We start from the raw sequence: 18,901 nt of genomic DNA, 5'->3' as shown, positions 1-18,901 counted from the left end.
ACGAGAATACTAATGGCTTGATTAGACAGTACTTCCCAAAGGGTACTGACTTTAACAAGGTGACAAATTCACAGATTGAATTTGTCATGAAGCGACTCAACACAAGACCTCGAAAAACACGAGGAGACCTTTGCATAAATAGGGATGATTAGCAAAATTCAATTTTTGCCAGATTGGTGATTTTCTTAAACCTTGTCCTAGCAGGACTAAGGCTGGGTTTAAAAAATCGCCAAGCGGGTGAAAAGTGGATTTTTGATGATTATTCATATTTATGCAAAGGTCTCACGAGGTGGGAAACAACCAGTTGAGTTATTTTTAGGAAAGGCTGTTGATTTATTAACGGCTTAGGAGAAATTGCACTTAATGTGCGAATTCAAGAAATAATTTTTCTGGCATTTTCCCCATAACCAACACGATTACCCAAACAACAGGTGATAATAAACCCAAAAGCAACCCAAGTACTGATAATATCAACAAATGTGGTAATGCTAATAACCATTTAATCAGTGGTAAATAGCGGTTTAATTCTTCTTTTGCATTAGGGTATTTTAGGGTTAGCTCAATATCTTGCTCTTCATCAATGGACGGGTATTTGTCCGTTAAAAGCATCGAATAGGCCGAAATTCTATAAGTAAACATAGTTAACTCGTACATCCAATTAAACCACCATTTTGGATACTTTTGTCTGACAACAATCATTATCACTAATGGGAAAAATAAAATACTTCCACCTATTTGTATTGCGCTAGATTGACTGTCTTGCACTACAAAACCTATAAGCAAAATATAAATTATCACAACTGGTAAAATTAAAAATAAGCGAAAAACACCGTGACTCTATTAGATGTGTTGCTATATTTAACACTTAATTGTGCTGGATAATTTGTATTTTCTGACATATTTCCCTCCATAACGATGAATTTATTAAAATTGTAAGACTTTTAAGGTCTATTGTCAACAGCTTGCTCTTCCTTCTCAGAAGGCAACAAGTCTTCTTTGCTAATGCCCAACGCCAAAATCATTGAGCTTGCCACATAGATTGATGAATAAGTGCCGACCACTACGCCAATCAATAATGCCAAGGCAAAACTGTGAATAATCTCACCGCCAAGGAAAAACAACGCCAACAACACCAACAAGGTTGTTACTGAGGTCATAATCGTCCTAGAAAGGGTTTGATTAAGTGCGCCATTGATAATTTTTGCAGCATCTGTGTGCCGAGTAGATAAAAAGTTTTCACGAATTCTGTCAAATACCACAATAGTGTCATTTAGCGAATAACCAATTACTGCTAAAATCGCCGCCAATACTGTTAAATCAAACTCTACTTGCAGGATTGAAAAAATACCTAGAGTAATAATCACATCATGAATAAGTGCTGAAATTGAGCCTAGCGCAAAGCGGTATTCAAAACGAAATGCCACATAAATCAAGATGCCAATTAAGGCATACAACATCGCCAAACCGCCGTCATTAGTCAGCTCTTCCCCCACTTTAGGGCCAACAAACTCCACACGACGAATATCTACGCTATCGCCTAGCAGACGGATAATCTTAGAGCTGAGTTTAGCACTAGAGATTGCTTGTGGCTCAAGGCGAATAAGGATTTCTTTGGTTGAACCAAAATATTGCACATTAGCACTTTTAAAATTTGCCTTACTGAGTGTAGCACGCACAACAGCCAAATCAACTTCTTGCGAGTAGCCAATTTCAAGCAAAGTGCCGCCAGTAAAGTCAATCCCAAACTTTAATCCGTTTGTTGATAATGAGAATAAAGAAGCGACAATTAGTATTACTGAAGCGAAAATCGCATAAGTGCGCTTGCCGACAAAGTCAATTTTTGGAATATTTAACACCTTCATATCGACAACTCCTGTATTTTTTTACTGCCATAAATTTTATTAACAATGGCCCTGGAAACAATAATTGCCGTGAACATTGAGGTAACAATGCCAATAGACAAAGTAATGGCAAAACCTTTAATTGGCCCTGTGCCAAAACTAAATAACACCAGCGCCGCAATCAGCGTGGTAATATTAGCATCGGCAATCGTTAGCACCGCTTTATCATAACCACTGGAAATGGCTTTTTGGATATTGTTATCAGTACTCAGTTCTTCTTTGATGCGTTCAAAAATCAACACATTGGCATCAACTGCCATACCCACGGTCAGCACAATGCCAGCGATACCCGGCAAGGTTAGCGTAGCTTGTAATAAAGAAAGCACGGCAACAATCATCACTAAATTAAGCGTCAAAGCAACATTGGCCACCATGCCAAAAACACGATAACGCATCGCCATAAACAGTAGCACCAACACAAAACCAATAACAACGCTTAAAATACCTTTTTCAATATTATCTGCCCCTAGACTTGGGCCAATGGTGCGCTCTTCAATAATCTCAATCGGCGCTGAAAGCGAGCCTGCTCTAAGTAATAATGCTAAATTACGAGCCTCTCGGGCGCTATCAATGCCCGTAATTTGAAAGCGCGTTGAGAATGTACCTTGAATAGTAGCGGCATTAATAATGTCTTTAGTAGTGGTGCGTTTTTTAGTAACTTTGCCATTTTTAATAATGCTTTCTACTTTATTTTCAATAAACACTACTGCCATACGATGGCGAAAATATTTCTTAGTGGTGTCTAACATTGCCCGTCCACCTATATTATCCAAAGTGATATTAACCATTGGTGCACTATTTTCCTGATCAATACCTGAGGCTGCACCCGTAATATTTTCACCTGTGGTAATTACTCTAGTTTTCAACAACAAAGGTCTGCCATCTTTGAAATAATATAGTTTTGATCCAATTGGAATTCTGCCCGATTGAATGGCCGTTTGTGGGTCATTTTTTTCATCCACCAACCTAAATTCTAAGGTCGCTACTGCACCTAAAATCTCTTTCGCTCTCGCCGTGTCTTGCACACCTGGCAACTGCACCACTATTCGTTCTAAACCTTGTTGCTGAATAATAGGCTCTGCCACGCCCAACTCATTTACACGGTTTCTCAGTGTGGTGATATTTTGCTTTAAAGCATTATTTTTTGCTTGTTTTTGTGCATTATCACTAATGCCCACTTGAATCACTAATGGGTCTTTATTTTGAGTTTCTAAAACCACCAAATCACTCAATTCTGAGTTAATAATTTTTAACACCTTGGCTTTAGAATCAAGCATTTTAAGGCGAATAGCAATGCTATCACCCTCTTTTTTAATGCTCTTGTACAGCCGTTCAGTGCGCAATAAAGCACGCAATTCGTTATAGTATCTATCAATCGACATTGCTAATACTGAATGCATATCCACTTCCAGCAAGAAATGTACACCACCACGCAAATCTAAACCAAGTGACATCGCTTTACCCCCTAAATCTGCCAACCATAATGGCACTGAAGGCGCTAAATTAAGTGCCACAACGAAATGACGACCTAATGCTGTTTTAAGATAATCCTTAGCGGAAAGTTGGCTGGCATTGTCTGTAAAACGCACCAAAATACGGCGATTTGATATAGCAGCTGATTTGTAATTAACTCCTTTACTTTTTAATATGCTGGTAATTTTCGTTAGATCAGACGCAGTAACTTTTTTATCGCCGGCGCTAGACACTTGCACTGCTAAATCTGAACCAAAAATATTAGGCAAGGCGTATAAGGCAGAAAGCAATAAGAAAAATGCAATTAATACATTCTTTAATCCAGAATAATGATTCATAAGTTTACTAATTCCTTGCGATTAAATTTTAGCGCTGCCTTTAGGCATCTTTTGATTAATCCCTTGCTTTTGCACTTTAATAACAACGCCATTAGCAATTTCAACCGTAGCAAAAGACTCGTCCACTGACTTTACCGTGCCAATCACACCGCCGTTAGTAACCACTTCATCGCCAGATTTTAATGCAGCCAATAGCCCTTTATGCTCTTTGGCACGCTTTTGTTGCGGTCGAATCAATAAAAAATAAAACACCACGAATAATAACGCTAACGGCACTAAGTCGCCTAACCCAGAGCCTGTAATTGTTGTTGCCTCGCCTTCGGCAAATGCTGGTGATACGATTAAATCTAATAAACTCATTGTATTTTCTCCTAAAAAAATTAATTAATAATAGTTATGCCGCCCATGTAACTATGCAGCACATCGGGTATTTTAATGCTTCCGTCGGCTTGTTGGTGGTTTTCTAACACTGCCACCAAAGTCCTGCCTACTGCTAAACCAGAGCCATTTAATGTATGTAACAGCTCTGATTTGTTGGTTTCTGGGTTCTTCCACCTAAGTTGCAAGCGTCTGGCTTGAAAATCTTCAAAACAAGAGCAGGATGAAATCTCTCGATAAGTGTTTTGCCCTGGCAACCATACTTCCAAATCGTAAGTTTTAGCGGCTGAAAATCCTAAATCACCTGCGCATAAATTTACCTTACGATACGGCAATTCTAACACTTGCAAAATCCCCTCTGCATGACCCGTCAACTCTTCTAACACTTGATAAGAATCCTGCGCTTTGACCACTTGCACCATTTCCACTTTTTCAAATTGATGCTGGCGAATCAAGCCACGAGTATCACGCCCATAAGCCCCCGCCTCAGAGCGAAAACTTGGCGTATGACCCACAAACTTAAGCGGTAAATCAGCTTCCTTAACAATACGATCACGCATCATATTGGTAATCGGCACCTCGCCCGTTGGAATTAAATACAAGGTTTTCGCCTCACCTTCTTCACCATGCAAGTGCGTTTTAAACAAATCCGCCTCAAATTTAGGCAATTGACCCGTACCTGTAAGTGACTCTGCATTCACTAAATAAGGCACATAAGCCTCGGTGTACTCATTGTTTTCAAGGTGATAATCTAGCATAAACTGCGTTAGCGCACGATGCAAGCGTGCAATTTTGCCCGTCATCACTGAAAAACGCGCACCTGCTATCTTGGCGGCTGTTTCAAAATCTAGCCCGTGTAACCCACCCAAATCAACATGGTCTTTAACTTCAAAATCATACTGCTGTGGCTTGCCCCATTTTAAGACTTCAACATTATCCTCTTCAGAGTTTCCTTTAGGCACTGATTCATGTGGAATATTCGGCATTCCCATAACAATAGTATCAATTTCTACCTGAATAGTTTGCAGTTCAGTTTTAGCGGCATCAAGCTTATTGCCTAAATCAGCAACCGCCTCCAGCAGTGGCTGAATATCTTCACCTACTGCCTTTGCTTTACCGATTGCTTTTGACTGTGTATTACGCAAGTTTTGCAAATCTTGCGTTTCTACCTGATTTCTTTTACGGCGTTCTTCCAAAGCACTAAACGCATTCACATCAAAAGAAAAATTGCGTTTTTTCAGCGCCAGTTCAACCGCTTTAATATCGTTTCTTAATTGCTTTGTACTTAACATTAGTATATAATTATACCCTTATATAGTGAATAATCTGTATTTAACATATTCACTTAAAATTTATTTAGGGGAATTATACTATGTTCAACTCATTTTCAGGCGATGATGCTTGCAAACTTCTGGCCGATGGTGCGCAATTAGTAGATGTCCGTTCCAGCTCTGAATTTGCACAAGGTTCGCTGCCAAATGCTGTCAATTTGCCACTGCAATCTATCATGAATGCTAAAAATATATTAGACGAAAGTAAAGCAGTAGTCCTATACTGTGTTACAGGCGCACGCTCTTCAACGGCAAAAAACTATTTAGTACAAATGGGTTTTAACAATGTCAACGACTTGGGCTCATTCAGAAACTATAACTGCGAATAATATATAAGCAACCCGACCTCTCGCACCGCTCTCAATAAAACACTTGTTTTCAATAACTAATATCCGTCTATAACTTCTGCTTCCTCTTGACTGACAGCAGCCCAGTCAATAATGTGTTTCTGCTGAAGCAAATATTGCATCAGCAATCGAATAATCACTCACTGGCAGTAGCAATGCGTTACGCCCCTGCTTCTGCAGATAAAGCAATATCAACAAGTGGCTTTCTACAATTCATCGGTAAACCATTCTTAGAGACCTTTGTATAAATAGGGATGATTAGCAAAATTCAATTTTTGCCAGATTGGTGATTTTCTTAAACCTTGTCCTAGCAGGACTAAGGCTGGGTTTAAAAAATTGCCAAGCGGGTGAAAAGTGGATTTTTGATGATTATTCATATTTATGCAAAGGTCTCTGATAATCTAGCGTTGCTATATTGTCGTTTATAACAGCATCAAATACCCTTGGCGCCGACCCTATTTTTTTAATTTTTCCTGCTTCAATTAAGTTTTTTAAATGACGATGAATCATTTGTCGATTAATGTCAAATTGCGCATCAATATCGGCTGGACTTGTTATATCCAAACTGACAATATAGTTCAATATCTGTTGACGAGTATTAAGCTTGCTGTCTTTATTGTTCTTAGTATACTGTATCCTAAGAGGAAACTAAGTAACGCATAAGCACTACACCTAGCCCTGTTGCGGATAAAGACAGCAGAACATTCAGCAAAATATTGATACTGGCTTGCCCATAATGCCCAAGACTCATCATCTCAATCGACTCCCAAGACAGGGTTGATAGGGTGGTGAGTGAGCCGGTTAAACCCACCAATAACATCAGGCGATAAGCCTCGTTAAGGGCGGCTTTTTCTAGGATAACCACCACCAAAACACCTGCCAAAAACGACCCCAAGACATTCGCACTCAATGTGCCATAAGGGAATCCAGAGCCGAATATAGACTGCATAAATTGGGTTAAATAATAACGCACACTAGCGCCAATCGTCGCACCGATGCCAATCGCCAAAATTGTTGGGAAAAAAGTCATTCTGAGCCTCTAAGTTGTTTTAATTTATCCTTAATTTTAATTTCTAAGCCTCTGTTAACAGGCTGATAATAAACCCGCTCGCCCAATGCCTCAGGAAAATAAGTCTGCCCTGTTGCCACAGCGCCTTGTTCGTTATGCGCATAACGATACCCCTCGCCATAGCCCAATTCCTCCATCAACCCAGTTGGGGCGTTGCACAAATGCTTGGGCACAGGCAAATCCCCAGTCTCTTTTGCCTCGTTCATCGCTTGATTAAATGCCATATAAAGCGCATTGGATTTAGGCGCAACAGCGCAATATACCGCCGCCTGAGCAATCGCCCGATTGCCCTCTTTTGCCCCCACTCGCTCATACACATCCCACGCATTCAGAGTGATTTCCAATGCTCTAGGGTCGGCATTGCCAATGTCCTCCGAGGCAATGGCCAACAGTCGTCTGGCAATGGTTTTTGCCTCACAGCCGCTCACCAACATTCTTGCCATCCAATACAAAGCCCCATCAGGCGACGAGCCCCGTACCGACTTATGAAAAGCCGATAACTGCTGATAAAAAACATCCCCGCCTTTGTCAAAAACGCTGATTTTCTCCTGCAACAACTGCCCCACCGAGCCGACATCCAGTTTGTCCAACTTAGCCAGTGCAATCTGCTCAATAATATTAATCAAACGCCGTGCATCGCCTCCACTAGCACTGATAACACTGCTGCGTGCGGGCTTGTCCATGGTTGCTAGATTTTCGTGTACCAAGGCTCGTTGCAATATTTGCGCCAGTTCATCTGCATTTAACGGCTCCAGCACATGCACACTCAAGCGAGAAAGCAGCGCACGGTTCAGCTCGAATGACGGGTTTTCAGTGGTCGCGCCAATCAGCGTAATGAGCCCCGATTCGATATGTGGCAAAAACCCATCTTGTTGCGCCTTATTAAAACGGTGAATTTCATCCACAAACAGCACCGTTTTTTGCCCAATATTTTGGAATTTTTTGGCATTCTCCACCACCACTCTAAGCTCTTTTACCCCATCCAACACTGCGCTCATCTGTGCAAAATGCCCCTCAACTTGATTGGCAATAATGCGTGCTAAAGTGGTTTTCCCCGTGCCCGACGGCCCCCACAAAATCATCGAATGCAGCTGCTTATTGTCAATCGCTTGGCGCAACGGATGCGCACCACTCAACAGATGCGACTGCCCAAAGAAATCTTGTAAGGTTTGTGGTCTTAATTTTTCAGCCAAAGGTCGCATAATTCATCCATTGAATCGCCCTACTAAACAGATACGGGGTTTGTTTTCTATCATTATAACCACCGAGTGAAACAATGTAATTGATATTTTCTTACTTAAAGAGACCTTTGCATAAATAGGGATGATTAGCAAAATTCAATTTTTGCCAGATTGGTGATTTTCTTAAACCTTGTCCTAGCAGGACTAAGGCTGGGTTTAAAAAATCGCCAAGCGGGTGAAAAGTGGATTTTTGATGATTATTCATATTTATGCAAAGGTCTCTTAAAATAGCCTAATGCAATTTAGGAAAATGATAAAAGATTTTATTAGCGCATTGGTTAAATATAGCAAGGGTCTCAATGAATTATTTCCTATCTAAAATAATAAAATGGTAAGCATAGGGGTTTTTTTCATCAGTGGCGTGTGACTCTCTGAAGGTTTCAACAAACTCATGGCGATTGAATGCCGGGAAATGTGCATCGCCTGCAAATTCGCCCTCAATTTGGGTGATATATAGCCTATCAACACTTGGTAGCATTTGCTCGTAGAACGAAGCGCCGCCCATTATCATCACTTCGTCATCGTCTTTGGCAAGCGCTAATGCAGCGTCAATGCTGGCGAGAACTTCGCAACCGTCGGCTTGAAAATCGGCATTACGGCTGACAATCACATTACGCCGATTGGGCAGGGGAAAGCCGATGGATTGGTAGGTTTTACGCCCCATTATCACGGTTTTTCTGGTGGTGGTTTTTTTAAAATAAGCCAAATCAGCGGGCAAATGCCAAGGTAGGGCATTGTTTTTGCCGATAAGTTGTTTGTCGTCCATTGCCACAATAATTGATAAGCGCATAATAAACAATAAAGTAAAATAAGCTATTTTACAAAACCTTTGCCTGTCGTGTCATTAATTCTCTCCTCATCGTCAATTTTTAGAAAACAACTGCTTGATAAGTTGGGTGTGGATTTTAATACGGTATCACCTGAGATTGACGAATCCCACAAAAGCGGTGAAACGCCTGAGCAGCTGGTGTTTCGTCTAGCACAACAAAAAGCGTTTGCAGTGGCAAAAACCCACAGCGGGCTGGTGATTGCTTCAGACCAAGTGGCGACGCTTAAGGGGGAAATTTTGGGCAAGCCACATACGCACGAAAACGCCATTAAACAACTTGAGCAAAGTTCTGGCAATAGCATTACTTTTTTTACAAGTTTGGCGCTTTTAAATACAAATACCAACAAAATACAAACTATTGTCGAAATAACCAAGGTGGTTTTTAGGGTGTTGAGTGCCGAGCAGATTGAAAATTATCTACAAAAAGAACGCCCTTACAACTGCGCAGGTAGTTTTAAATCTGAAGCCCTAGGTATCACGCTGTTTGAGCGCATAGAGGGGAGCGACCCTAATGCGCTGATTGGCTTGCCGCTTATCCAGCTGATTAAAATGCTGGAAAACGAAGGCATTGATATTTTGCAAGTATAGCCTTTTTTTATATGCAGACTCTCTATCTTTCAGGCAAAATACCTTGCGTATCTGCACAAAAGTCTTACTGGGGTTCGCTCTACGGCAGCGCACAGGCCTTGGCATTAATTGAATTTGCCAAGACCCAAGAACAAGTTATTTTAGTGGTGGCAGATAACATTAGCCATTTTGACCAGTGGATTAAATCCTTAAACTTTTACAGCGATGATTTGCCTATTTTGCGGTTTGATAATTGGGAAGTGCTGCCCTTTGACCACTTTTCACCGCATCCAGATATTACTTCTAGCCGGCTGGACACGCTGGCAAAATTGCCCAGCCTCAAACGGGGCATTGTTGTTACCACACTGGAGTCGCTGTCGCAGCAATTGTGCCCGCTGGAGTTTGTTGCAAAATATAGTTTGTGCCTAAAAATTGGCGATGTGTTGGAGATACAAACCTTCTCTCAGCGTCTACTTAAAATCGGCTATCATCGGGTAACGACTGTGAGGGAGCATGGCGAATTTAGCATTAAAGGTTCGCTCATTGATATTTATCCAATGGGCTCAAAACACCCTTATCGTGTGGATTTATTTGATCAAGAAATTGAATCTATACGCCTGTTCGACACCTCAACCCAATGCTCTATTGAGACGGTTACAGAGGTCTCAATGCTGCCAGCCAGAGAGTTTGCCACCGACCAAGGTAGCATCAAAACCTTTAAAACAAACTATCAAAAGGCATTTGATGGTACTGATGGTTTTATCTTTGACGAAGTCAGCGAGTTGCGTCTGCCTAGTGGCATAGAGTTTTATCTGGCATTATTTTTTGCCCGAACCAGCACCCTGTTTGATTACCTACCAAGTGATAGTGTTATTGCCACCAGTCAAGGGTTTAATGCGCTTGTGGAGGCAACTTACGAGGAAATTGACAACCGCCACCAGCAAGCCTGTGCCAATTTTGAGCGATTACCGCTACCAGTTAATCAGGTTTTTATTGACAAACAGCAGTTGTTTAGCCATATCAAACAACGCCAGCAGCTGGTAATTGGCACCTCAAAACTTGAAGACAAGCCCGGTCGATTAAACTTTGCCAGTCAATTATTGCCACCGCTTAATATCAGCGCACAAAACAAAGCCCCGCTAAGCAAATTCTTAAATTTTGAGAAGCAATTCAGCGGCAGGATTTTGATTGTTTGTCAGTCACAAGGACGACAAAGTGTGCTCAGTGATTTACTGGCAAACCACCAACGCCAGTCCAACCCAGTTGAGCGTTGGCAGGATTTCCTCAACAGTAATGAAAAACTCTGCATTACCAATGACGAGCTCAGCGAGGGGCTACTGAGCGAAGGCATTGCTATCATCACCGAGGTTAATTTGTTCGGTGCGGATGTGGTCAAGCAACAAAGACGCAGGCGTGCCAAGCACAAGGACTTTGACGAGGCAATTAAAAGCTTAGTGGAAATCCAAATGGGCGACCCCATTGTGCATGAACGCTACGGCGTGGGGCGTTATTTGGGGCTAAAAACGCAAACTTTTGATGATTTAACGCAAGATTTTTTAATGCTGGAATACGCCAATGGCTCAAAATTAATGGTGCCAATGACCTCGCTCAACTTAGTTTCTCGCTACTCAGGTGCATCGCCAGATGCTGCACCACTGCACAAACTCGGCACCAACCAGTGGAGTAAAGCCAAGCAAAAAGCGCATGAGGCACTGCACGATATTGCCGCTGAGTTGTTAGAAATCTATGCCAAACGCCAAACACAAAGGGGTTTTGCCTTCCCTGAGCCGAGCGATGCTTACGCCTCTTTTGTTGCCAGTTTTCCTTTTGAAGAAACACCAGACCAACTCAAAACCATGGGCGAAGTACTGGCAGATATGCAATCACACCGACCTATGGACAGGCTGGTGTGTGGCGATGTGGGCTTTGGCAAAACTGAAATCGCCATGCGTGCTGCGTTTTTGGCGGTGGAATCTGGCAGGCAAGTTGCTATTTTAGTGCCGACCACCTTGCTCGCCAACCAGCATTACGAATCTTTTAAAGACAGGTTTATCGACCACCCTGTAGAGATTGCCGCACTTTCTCGTTTTCAAAGTGCCAAACAGCAAACACAGATTAAACAGCAACTACTAAATGGCACTTGCGATATTGTGATTGGCACGCATAAGTTAATCCAAGGTAGCATTAAATACAAAAAATTGGGGCTGGTTATTATTGACGAAGAGCATCGGTTTGGGGTGAAGCAAAAAGAATCTCTGAAAAAAATGCGGGGCACAAGCGATATTTTGACCATGACTGCCACCCCAATTCCACGCACGCTAAATATGGCACTCGGCTCACTCAGAGAGCTGTCCATCATTGCCACGCCGCCGCAAGGGCGCAGTGCAATTCAGACTTTTGTGAACGAATGGGATGACGACACCATTATCGAGGCGTGCTCACGAGAACTACACCGTGGTGGACAAATATTTGTATTGCATAATGACATCGATTCGATTGATAATATGGCAGAAAGCCTCAAATCGCTAATGAAAAATGCGCATATTCGCATCGCCCACGGGCAAATGCCAAGCCGTGAATTAGAGCAAATTATGAGTGATTTTTATCATGGGCGGTTTCAGATTTTGGTCTGCACCACCATTATCGAAACGGGCATTGACATACCAAATGCCAACACCATTATTATCAACAACGCTCAAAACTTTGGCCTCGCACAGTTGCACCAACTGCGTGGGCGAGTAGGGCGCTCACATCATAGAGCCTATGCTTATTTAGTGATTAAATCGCACCAATCGCTCAGTGATAACGCCAGAAAACGCCTAGAAGCAGTCGAATCCTTAGAAGAATTAGGCGCTGGATTTATGCTTGCCAATCATGATTTAGAAATCCGTGGCGCAGGCGATCTACTCGGCGACAACCAATCAGGAAAAATCAGCGAAATCGGCTTTAACCTCTACCACGACCTACTCAAACGCACGATTGAGGCGATGCGTGCAGGCAAAAAAATCAACCTCAACGACCCCATTAACCACGAAATCGAGATTGACACTGGCATTCCCTGCATCATCCCCGACACCTATCTTGGCGATGTGCACGAGCGCCTTGTATTATATAAACGCATCGCCAACGGCAAAAATGAGGACGAATTAAAAGATTTGATGATTGAAATGATTGACCGTTTCGGACTATTGCCAGATGCCACTAAAAACCTATTTGCTGCCACTCGACTTAAACTTTTCTGCGAAAAAATCGGCATTGACAAAGTCTCAATCTATGACGACAAAGCACACCTTATTTTTTCAAACAAAATCAACATTGAGCCCATAAAAATCATCAACCTAGTACAAACACGACCAAAAACCTATCAACTCAAAGGGCAAAATCAGCTAATATTCAAACGCGAAATGCCCGAGAATATTGAGCGCATTGAGTTAGTTGAAGATTTGCTAAAAACTTTAGAAGTCTAACGCTTAAATTCAACGGCCATATTAGCGGTTGGCTGGAATAATTTGTTAGGAGTTTTCCTTTATTCTATTAACTTTTGGATGATGCCATCGTTTTTTTTAAATAAACCCCGTTAACAATCTAAAGAATTAGATTTAAGGATAATATAGTTGAAATTAAAAAATCCTTTTTAAGGTAACATCTCCTGCAAATGCTTTAAGATAAATGCCTTCGTGTGTTGTATATTCAGACTTTAGTGAGGGTGGTGAGGCAGTTATTTGCTCTGCATGAACAGAGCCTGCTTCTAAAGCACAAAAATTTTGCTGCGTTCTGAATACGATAAATCTTCCCGGATCATTGGAAGGAAAGACCTTGAAAGTGCAATCAGGACCGTATGAATCACTTTGTTCCATCAAGAAATAGTTAGCATCACCGTCTACTACATAACCATGAGAGCAACTCAGTGGTTCTACACTGTAACCATCAGGGTAAAAAAAGTTTAAGAGTCCACATGCTGGTATTGAAGCATTGCTAGAGGTTGCTAATGACGACAAAAAAAGTATTGTTACGATGAGACCTTTGCATAAATAGGGATGATTAGCAAAATTCAATTTTTTCCAGATTGGTGATTTTCTTAAACCTTGTCCTAGCAGAGCTAAGGCTGGGTTTAAAAAATCGCCAAGCGGGTGAAAAGTGGATTTTTGATGATTATTCATATTTATGCAAAGGTCTCTATTAACGAGTATGTTTAAATCTTAGCCAACAAGGTATTTTCTTTATTGCTTTTTTTTATTAGCCTCATTAATCCAATTTATTGATTTTGACACTAACATAAGGGAATAACAAGAGAATTAATCAAATTCATTGCCACGAGAATAACTAGAAGTGGTGTTAAATAAGTATATTATTGCAAATAATCCAGTTGCTTGCAATACTACAAATAATCTCCATATTCATTCTTATTTAAATCATTAATCCCTTCAAGTAAGGCAAGAATATTGCCTGCCGTTAGTCCTAGCCATGCCCATATCGCCCACTATTGAAAACCAATATCCTTTTGAGCCTCATTATTTTCTATTTTTATGTTACTTACTTCTAACTATTAGGATATGCTATATTGAGAATAAAATCTTGTGTGATTTTTAAAAAAACCCTATTCATTGAAACCCTTAAAGGTGACATCTCCTGAAAATCCTGTAAAATAAGCGCCTTCGTGTGTTGTGTATTGAGCCTTTAGTGAGGGTGGTGTGGCAGTTATTTGCTCTACATGAATAGCGCCTGCTTCTAAAGCACAATAATTTTGTTGCGTTCTGAGGACGGTGAATTTTTCTGGATTATTGAAAGGAAAGACCTTGAAAATGCAATCAGGACCGTATGAATCTTCTTCTGACATCACGAAATAGCCTTCCTCCCTTTCTATCTCACCACGAGCGCAGGTCATTACATCTGCTCTGTAAGCAGGGGGTAGAAAAAAATATAAAAGTCCGCATCCTGTTACTGCATTGGCAGAGGTTGCTAATGACGACAAAAAAAGTATTGTTACGATGTATTTTTTCATTTTTAATTTAAGTTGAGTAAGTTAAAAGTATAACACCAAAGACCTTTGCATAAATATGAATAATCATCAAAAATCCACTTTTCACCCGCTTGGCGATTTTTTAAACCCAGCCTTAGCCCTGCTAGGACAAGGTTTAATAAAATCACCAATCTGGCAAAAATTGAATTTTGCTAATCATCCCTATTTATGCAAAGGTCTCTACCAGTTTTAAAATTTAAATGCGAGTAGTTGAATTTTACTTATCTCCAATTCTCACAAATGATACCGATTGCTTTACATTAATTTTTCAATACAATCTTCTGATGTTCGCCCAATAGAATTTAGCTTATCCCTTAAAGTCTCTTCATTCGTATTTTTTCTCCTTAACTGGCACTATTGCCTTTATACGCTGTATTAGAAAAAATCAGATGCATTCGCATGATTTTTTAATAAAAACCTGTTGTTTCTTTATCTATTTTTAATACCAATAACTGTCATAACTCAAAACAAAGGTTCGCCATAATTCTGTTGATACAAGCGCTCTATTTCAGCCAAATCAAATTGATGGTTTTGCGTGCCAAGATGGGCGATTTTAATTGCACCTAGCAACCCTGCAAGTTGCCCCGTAGTTTTCCAGTCTAAATTATTCATTAAGCCATATAATAGGCCTGCACGGTAAGCATCACCACAGCCAGTTGGGTCTTGTGTAGCGCTGGGTGTGGCGGGGTCGATATTGATGATTTCATTATTGGTGTGAATTTCACTGCCTTTAGCACCTTTGGTAATAATGAGTGCTTTGAGCATTGAAGCAATTTCTGACAAACTGAGATTGGTTTTATCCTGCAGCATTTGGGATTCGTAGTCATTGACAGCAATATAAGTGGCTTGTTCGATAAAAGTGATTAATTCTGCACCTGAAAACATTGGCATCCCTTGACCGGGGTCAAAAATAAAAGGGATGTTACTATCTGCAAACTGTTTCGCATGTGCAATCATACCATCGCGTCCATCGGGTGAGACAATGCCAATATCAACAGCATTAGCATCAATAACTTTATTTTGATGAGATTCGCTCATTGCACCTGGGTGGAAAGCGGTAATTTGGTTATCGTCCATATCGGTAGTAATAAAGGCTTGACCTGTGTAAGTGCCTTTAATTACTTTGATATGTGTGGTGTTCATGTGCTGAGATTCCATCCAGTTCATATAGGGGGTAAAATCCTCACCCACCGTTGCCATTGGCACTGAATTAACGCCCAATAAATGGAGATTATAGGCAATATTGCCACCACAACCGCCAAATTCTTTGCGTAGGGTTGGCACGAGAAAAGAGACATTGAGTATATGCACCTTATCTGGCAGAATGTGATTTTTAAATTGATCGTGGAAAACCATAATGGAATCAAAGGCATACGAACCACAAATTAACGCTGTTTTTAACATTTTTTCTCCTATCTTAACGACTTAGGTATTGGAAATCGCACATTTTCTTTTGCGCCACTGATTTCTATAATTTCAGTTGCATTGTGGTTGCGTAAATAATCAACCACTTCTTGCACCAAAATTTCAGGGGCTGATGCACCAGCGGTTACCCCTACCGTGCCTACTCCTTCTAGCCAGTTTGCTTGAATCTCTTTTGCGCCATCGATGAGATAGGCATTTTTTTGCATTTTTTCGGCAATTTCTCTAAGGCGATTTGAATTGGAAGAGTTGCTAGAACCTAGCACCAGTAACACATCAGAATCTTGCATAAGTGTTTTTACAGCATCTTGTCGATTCTGTGTGGCATAACAAATATCATCTTTTTGTGGGGATTCAATCTCAGGAAATTTACGCTTTAACGCATTAACAATTTGCTGAGTATCATCAATAGATAAGGTGGTTTGCGTTGTATAAGAAAGGTGCTTGCCGTCTAAATTCAACTTATCTACATCTGCAATGGTTTCAATCAGCTCAACCCTTGCACCTTGAGCCGATTGCCCAAGTGTGCCTTCTACTTCAGGATGGCCTTCGTGTCCAATCAAGACAACCTGATGATTTTGTTTTTGTTTGTGTACCACTTCTTTATGGACTTTAGTTACCAGCGGACAAGTGGCATCATAAATAATTGTACCCAATTCGTCAGCTTGTTGACGCACTGCTTTTGATACACCGTGTGCACTAAAAATGACCACTTTGCCTGTCGGCACTTCGTTAATTTCTTCAACAAAAATCGCACCTTTGGCTTTCAGACTGTCCACTACAAATTTGTTATGCACTACTTCGTGACGCACATAAATAGGCGCACCATGAAGCGCTAACGCACGCTCAACGATTTCAATAGCACGCTCTACTCCTGCACAAAAGCCTCGTGGATTGGCAAGTAAGACTTTCATTGAGAAGAATTTTCATGTTTTTCAAGTATTTCTACTTGAAACGAAACATCGCAACCTGCCAACGGATGATTAAAATTCACGGCAATATTATCGCCATCAATTTTGTCAATACAGCCTACAAACACCTCGCCTGTCGGTGTTTCAAACTCCACAGCAGTGTCAATCTTGACGTGCATATCTGCAGGAAATTCGGAGCGATTCATCATCTGAATAGCCTCTTCGTGAATTTGACCAAAGGCCTCATCAGAACCCAATAAAAAAGTTTGTAGTTTGCCGACTTCGGCCTCTTTGACGCAGGACTCTAAACAAGGATCAAGTTGCCCATCGCCAATTTCAAACTCAAAAAGGGTGTCGCCTGACTCATCGACCAGTGCGCCATTTGCGTGCGTGAGCTTGTAGAATAACTTATATTTAACCATTCTTTTGAGAGTGACACAATGCTTGTAATAATTGATGTACCTTACTGCGTAAATCTCGACGATGCACAATCATATCAATTGCACCTTTTTCTAACAAAAATTCACTACGCTGAAAGCCTTCTGGCAACTCTTCACGCACCGTTTGCTCTACCACTCTAGGTCCAGCAAAGCCAATCAATGCGTTTGGTTCAGCAATATGAATATCACCAAGCATAGCAAAGCTAGCGGAAACACCGCCCATGGTTGGATCGGTTAAAATTGAGATAAAGGGGATTTTTTTGTCGCTTAACAGTTTCAATATTAATGCCGTTTTGCTCATTTGCATCAGCGAAAACAGCCCCTCTTGCATTCGTGCACCACCTGACGCTGAAAAGCAGATTAGAGGTGCGCCAGTCTCCATGCTGAGTTGTGCCGCACGCACAAATTTCTCACCCACCACCGAGCCCATAGAACCACCCATAAATTTAAACTCAAAAGCAGCCACAACTACGCCCATACCGTGTAATGTGCCACTTTTCACCACCAGTGCGTCTTTTTCATCAGTATTTTTTTGTGCCAAATAAATGCGTTCTTTGTATTTTTTTTGATCCTTAAACTTTAAAGGGTCAACCGCAGTCAAATCAGGTGCAATCTCTGTTTGCCCGTCTTCATCTAAAAAGCCATCAAGTCTGATACGTGCAGAAATACGCATATGATAATCACATTTAGGGCAAACATAATTTAATGTTTTTAATTCCTCCGCATAAAGCGTGGCTTCACATTTAAGGCATTTTTCCCACAAACCCTCAGGAATATTTTTCTTCGCTACACTGGTAATTGAGGGTAATATTTTTTCTAGCCAACTCATTGCTACTGCTCCTTATTTAATGGCGCTCGAAATTTCATTCGCCAATGCGCCAACACTTTCCAACATTTTAGCCTTATCATCAGCATATTGTTCAACAAATGCAACCAATGATGAGCCTACAATAACGGCATCAGCATGCTCGGATACTGTTTTTGCACTTTTAGCATCTTTAATGCCAAAGCCAACGCCAATAGGCAAGTCAATCATTTGACGAATTCTTAAAAGATGCGTTCTGACCAAATCAACATCCAAATGCCCCGCACCTGTTACCCCCTTAAGAGCAACAAAATAAACAAAGCCTGAGGCAATATTTGCCAAAGATTTTAAGCGTTTATCGGTCGTAGTTGGGGCGACTAAGAAAATAAAATCAACCCCCGAGTTATTTAAACACGCCTTTAAATCACACGCTTCCTCAGGTGGCATATCTACCACCAGCACCCCATCCACGCCACTTTCTTGTGTCGCTTTGGCAAACGCCTGATAGCCAAAAACTTCAATCGGATTAAGATAACCCATCAGCACAATCGCCGTGGTGTCGTTGCCTTGTCGGAATTTTTTAACCAACGCCAACACATCACGCAAACTCACCCCATCTGCCACTGCCCGTTCATGCGATTTAGCAATCACTGGACCATCTGCCATCGGATCCGAAAACGGCACGCCCAGTTCAATTACATCCGCCCCATTTTTAACCAAAACCTGCATTAGTTCAAAAGTGTTATCCAGCCCGCTATCGCCCGCAGTGATAAAAGGAATAAATGCCTTTTTCCCTTCGGGTAAATTAGTAAATATTTGTGCTAATCTT

The 18,901-nt window shown here is 41.2% G+C and carries 23 protein-coding genes and 1 pseudogene; 5 read left to right on the top strand and 19 right to left on the bottom strand.

The features are described from left to right. Positions 1-152, top strand: a pseudogene (locus CRYPD_RS04780) (IS30 family transposase); the annotation flags it as partial. On the opposite strand, the gene CRYPD_RS07980 reads toward CRYPD_RS04780, so the two are convergent. From CRYPD_RS07980 to serS, 6 genes are all read right to left on the bottom strand, one after another. Next, on the bottom strand, positions 97-267 hold the full coding sequence (locus tag CRYPD_RS07980; protein WP_171004326.1) for a hypothetical protein: 171 nt from the start codon (positions 265-267) through the stop codon (positions 97-99). The pseudogene CRYPD_RS04780 and the gene CRYPD_RS07980 overlap by 56 nt on opposite strands. A gap of 93 nt (positions 268-360) precedes the next feature. Further along, positions 361-639 carry a DUF4389 domain-containing protein gene (locus CRYPD_RS04775; RefSeq protein WP_138146463.1) on the bottom strand — a complete coding sequence of 93 codons (279 nt, stop codon included), beginning with the start codon at positions 637-639 and terminating at the stop codon, positions 361-363. Between the two features lie 302 nt (positions 640-941). Next, positions 942-1,862 (bottom strand): protein translocase subunit SecF, encoded by a 921-nt coding sequence (secF, locus tag CRYPD_RS04770; RefSeq protein WP_138146462.1) that lies wholly within the window; start codon positions 1,860-1,862, stop codon positions 942-944. Beyond that, entirely contained in the window at positions 1,859-3,712 is a 1,854-nt protein-coding gene (gene secD / locus CRYPD_RS04765) for a protein translocase subunit SecD (protein WP_138146461.1), read from the bottom strand. The genes secF and secD overlap by 4 nt, the downstream gene beginning before the upstream one ends. Positions 3,713-3,733: 21 nt before the next feature. Next, positions 3,734-4,072 (bottom strand): preprotein translocase subunit YajC, encoded by a 339-nt coding sequence (gene yajC, locus CRYPD_RS04760; RefSeq protein ID WP_138146460.1) that lies wholly within the window; start codon positions 4,070-4,072, stop codon positions 3,734-3,736. A 20-nt stretch (positions 4,073-4,092) separates the two neighbouring features. Continuing rightward, positions 4,093-5,382 carry a serine--tRNA ligase gene (gene serS / locus CRYPD_RS04755; RefSeq protein ID WP_138146459.1) on the bottom strand — a complete coding sequence of 430 codons (1,290 nt, stop codon included), beginning with the start codon at positions 5,380-5,382 and terminating at the stop codon, positions 4,093-4,095. 80 nt (positions 5,383-5,462) lie between these two features. Between serS and CRYPD_RS04750 the strand changes: the two genes are divergently transcribed. After that, positions 5,463-5,750, top strand: coding sequence for a rhodanese-like domain-containing protein (locus tag CRYPD_RS04750; protein ID WP_138146458.1), 288 nt, complete (start codon positions 5,463-5,465; stop codon positions 5,748-5,750). 248 nt (positions 5,751-5,998) lie between these two features. Here CRYPD_RS04750 and CRYPD_RS07975 read toward each other — a convergent pair whose 3' ends face one another. From CRYPD_RS07975 to folA, 6 genes are all read right to left on the bottom strand, one after another. Beyond that, positions 5,999-6,145, bottom strand: a complete 147-nt coding sequence (locus CRYPD_RS07975) for a hypothetical protein (protein WP_171004325.1) — start codon at positions 6,143-6,145, stop codon at positions 5,999-6,001. After that, positions 6,138-6,332: a putative DNA binding domain-containing protein gene (locus CRYPD_RS04745; protein WP_138146457.1), complete on the bottom strand. Its 195-nt coding sequence runs from the start codon at positions 6,330-6,332 to the stop codon at positions 6,138-6,140. Before CRYPD_RS04745 ends, CRYPD_RS07975 begins: the two co-directional genes overlap by 8 nt. A 73-nt stretch (positions 6,333-6,405) precedes the next feature. Beyond that, positions 6,406-6,798 (bottom strand): fluoride efflux transporter CrcB, encoded by a 393-nt coding sequence (gene crcB / locus CRYPD_RS04740; RefSeq protein ID WP_138146456.1) that lies wholly within the window; start codon positions 6,796-6,798, stop codon positions 6,406-6,408. Further along, positions 6,795-8,039, bottom strand: coding sequence for a replication-associated recombination protein A (locus CRYPD_RS04735; protein ID WP_138146455.1), 1,245 nt, complete (start codon positions 8,037-8,039; stop codon positions 6,795-6,797). Before CRYPD_RS04735 ends, crcB begins: the two co-directional genes overlap by 4 nt. 91 nt (positions 8,040-8,130) lie before the next feature. Next, complete coding sequence (locus tag CRYPD_RS07970; RefSeq protein ID WP_171004324.1) at positions 8,131-8,283, bottom strand: hypothetical protein; 153 nt, start codon at positions 8,281-8,283, stop codon at positions 8,131-8,133. A gap of 99 nt (positions 8,284-8,382) precedes the next feature. Then, on the bottom strand, positions 8,383-8,868 hold the full coding sequence (gene folA / locus CRYPD_RS04730) for a type 3 dihydrofolate reductase (protein ID WP_138146454.1): 486 nt from the start codon (positions 8,866-8,868) through the stop codon (positions 8,383-8,385). Positions 8,869-8,916: 48 nt separating this feature from the next. Here folA and CRYPD_RS04725 point away from each other — a divergent pair, with 48 nt between their 5' ends. Both CRYPD_RS04725 and mfd read left to right on the top strand, forming a co-directional pair. Continuing rightward, complete coding sequence (locus tag CRYPD_RS04725) at positions 8,917-9,495, top strand: Maf family protein (RefSeq protein WP_138146453.1); 579 nt, start codon at positions 8,917-8,919, stop codon at positions 9,493-9,495. 11 nt (positions 9,496-9,506) lie between these two features. Continuing rightward, the gene (gene mfd / locus CRYPD_RS04720) at positions 9,507-12,941 is read left to right on the top strand and encodes a transcription-repair coupling factor (protein WP_138146452.1); all 3,435 of its coding nucleotides are present in this window, start codon (positions 9,507-9,509) and stop codon (positions 12,939-12,941) included. A 153-nt stretch (positions 12,942-13,094) separates the two neighbouring features. On the opposite strand, the gene CRYPD_RS04715 is transcribed toward mfd, so the two are convergent. Both CRYPD_RS04715 and CRYPD_RS04710 read right to left on the bottom strand, forming a co-directional pair. Beyond that, entirely contained in the window at positions 13,095-13,634 is a 540-nt protein-coding gene (locus CRYPD_RS04715; RefSeq protein WP_138146451.1) for a hypothetical protein, read from the bottom strand. Between the two features lie 437 nt (positions 13,635-14,071). Beyond that, positions 14,072-14,476 carry a hypothetical protein gene (locus CRYPD_RS04710; protein ID WP_138146450.1) on the bottom strand — a complete coding sequence of 135 codons (405 nt, stop codon included), beginning with the start codon at positions 14,474-14,476 and terminating at the stop codon, positions 14,072-14,074. A 55-nt stretch (positions 14,477-14,531) separates the two neighbouring features. On the opposite strand from CRYPD_RS04710, the gene CRYPD_RS07965 reads away from it, so the two are divergent. After that, entirely contained in the window at positions 14,532-14,687 is a 156-nt protein-coding gene (locus CRYPD_RS07965; protein WP_171004323.1) for a hypothetical protein, read from the top strand. A 269-nt stretch (positions 14,688-14,956) separates the two neighbouring features. Here CRYPD_RS07965 and CRYPD_RS04705 read toward each other — a convergent pair whose 3' ends face one another. The 5 genes from CRYPD_RS04705 to trpA all read right to left on the bottom strand — a co-directional run. After that, positions 14,957-15,898, bottom strand: a complete 942-nt coding sequence (locus CRYPD_RS04705; protein WP_138146449.1) for a carbohydrate kinase family protein — start codon at positions 15,896-15,898, stop codon at positions 14,957-14,959. Positions 15,899-15,906: 8 nt separating this feature from the next. Beyond that, the gene (ispH, locus tag CRYPD_RS04700) at positions 15,907-16,830 is read right to left on the bottom strand and encodes a 4-hydroxy-3-methylbut-2-enyl diphosphate reductase (protein ID WP_138146448.1); all 924 of its coding nucleotides are present in this window, start codon (positions 16,828-16,830) and stop codon (positions 15,907-15,909) included. Then, complete coding sequence (locus CRYPD_RS04695; protein WP_138146447.1) at positions 16,827-17,249, bottom strand: FKBP-type peptidyl-prolyl cis-trans isomerase; 423 nt, start codon at positions 17,247-17,249, stop codon at positions 16,827-16,829. Before CRYPD_RS04695 ends, ispH begins: the two co-directional genes overlap by 4 nt. Continuing rightward, the gene (accD, locus tag CRYPD_RS04690; RefSeq protein ID WP_138146446.1) at positions 17,242-18,096 is read right to left on the bottom strand and encodes an acetyl-CoA carboxylase, carboxyltransferase subunit beta; all 855 of its coding nucleotides are present in this window, start codon (positions 18,094-18,096) and stop codon (positions 17,242-17,244) included. Before accD ends, CRYPD_RS04695 begins: the two co-directional genes overlap by 8 nt. Before the next feature lie 12 nt (positions 18,097-18,108). Continuing rightward, the coding region (gene trpA, locus CRYPD_RS04685; RefSeq protein WP_138146445.1) for a tryptophan synthase subunit alpha at positions 18,109-18,901 on the bottom strand (793 nt) is incomplete at its 5' end.

This window comes from Bathymodiolus heckerae thiotrophic gill symbiont, from assembly GCF_900180345.1.
Lineage (GTDB): Bacteria > Pseudomonadota > Gammaproteobacteria > PS1 > Pseudothioglobaceae > Thiodubiliella.
Note: the sequence above shows the minus strand (reverse complement) of the source record. Positions and strands in the feature narration are given on the sequence as shown.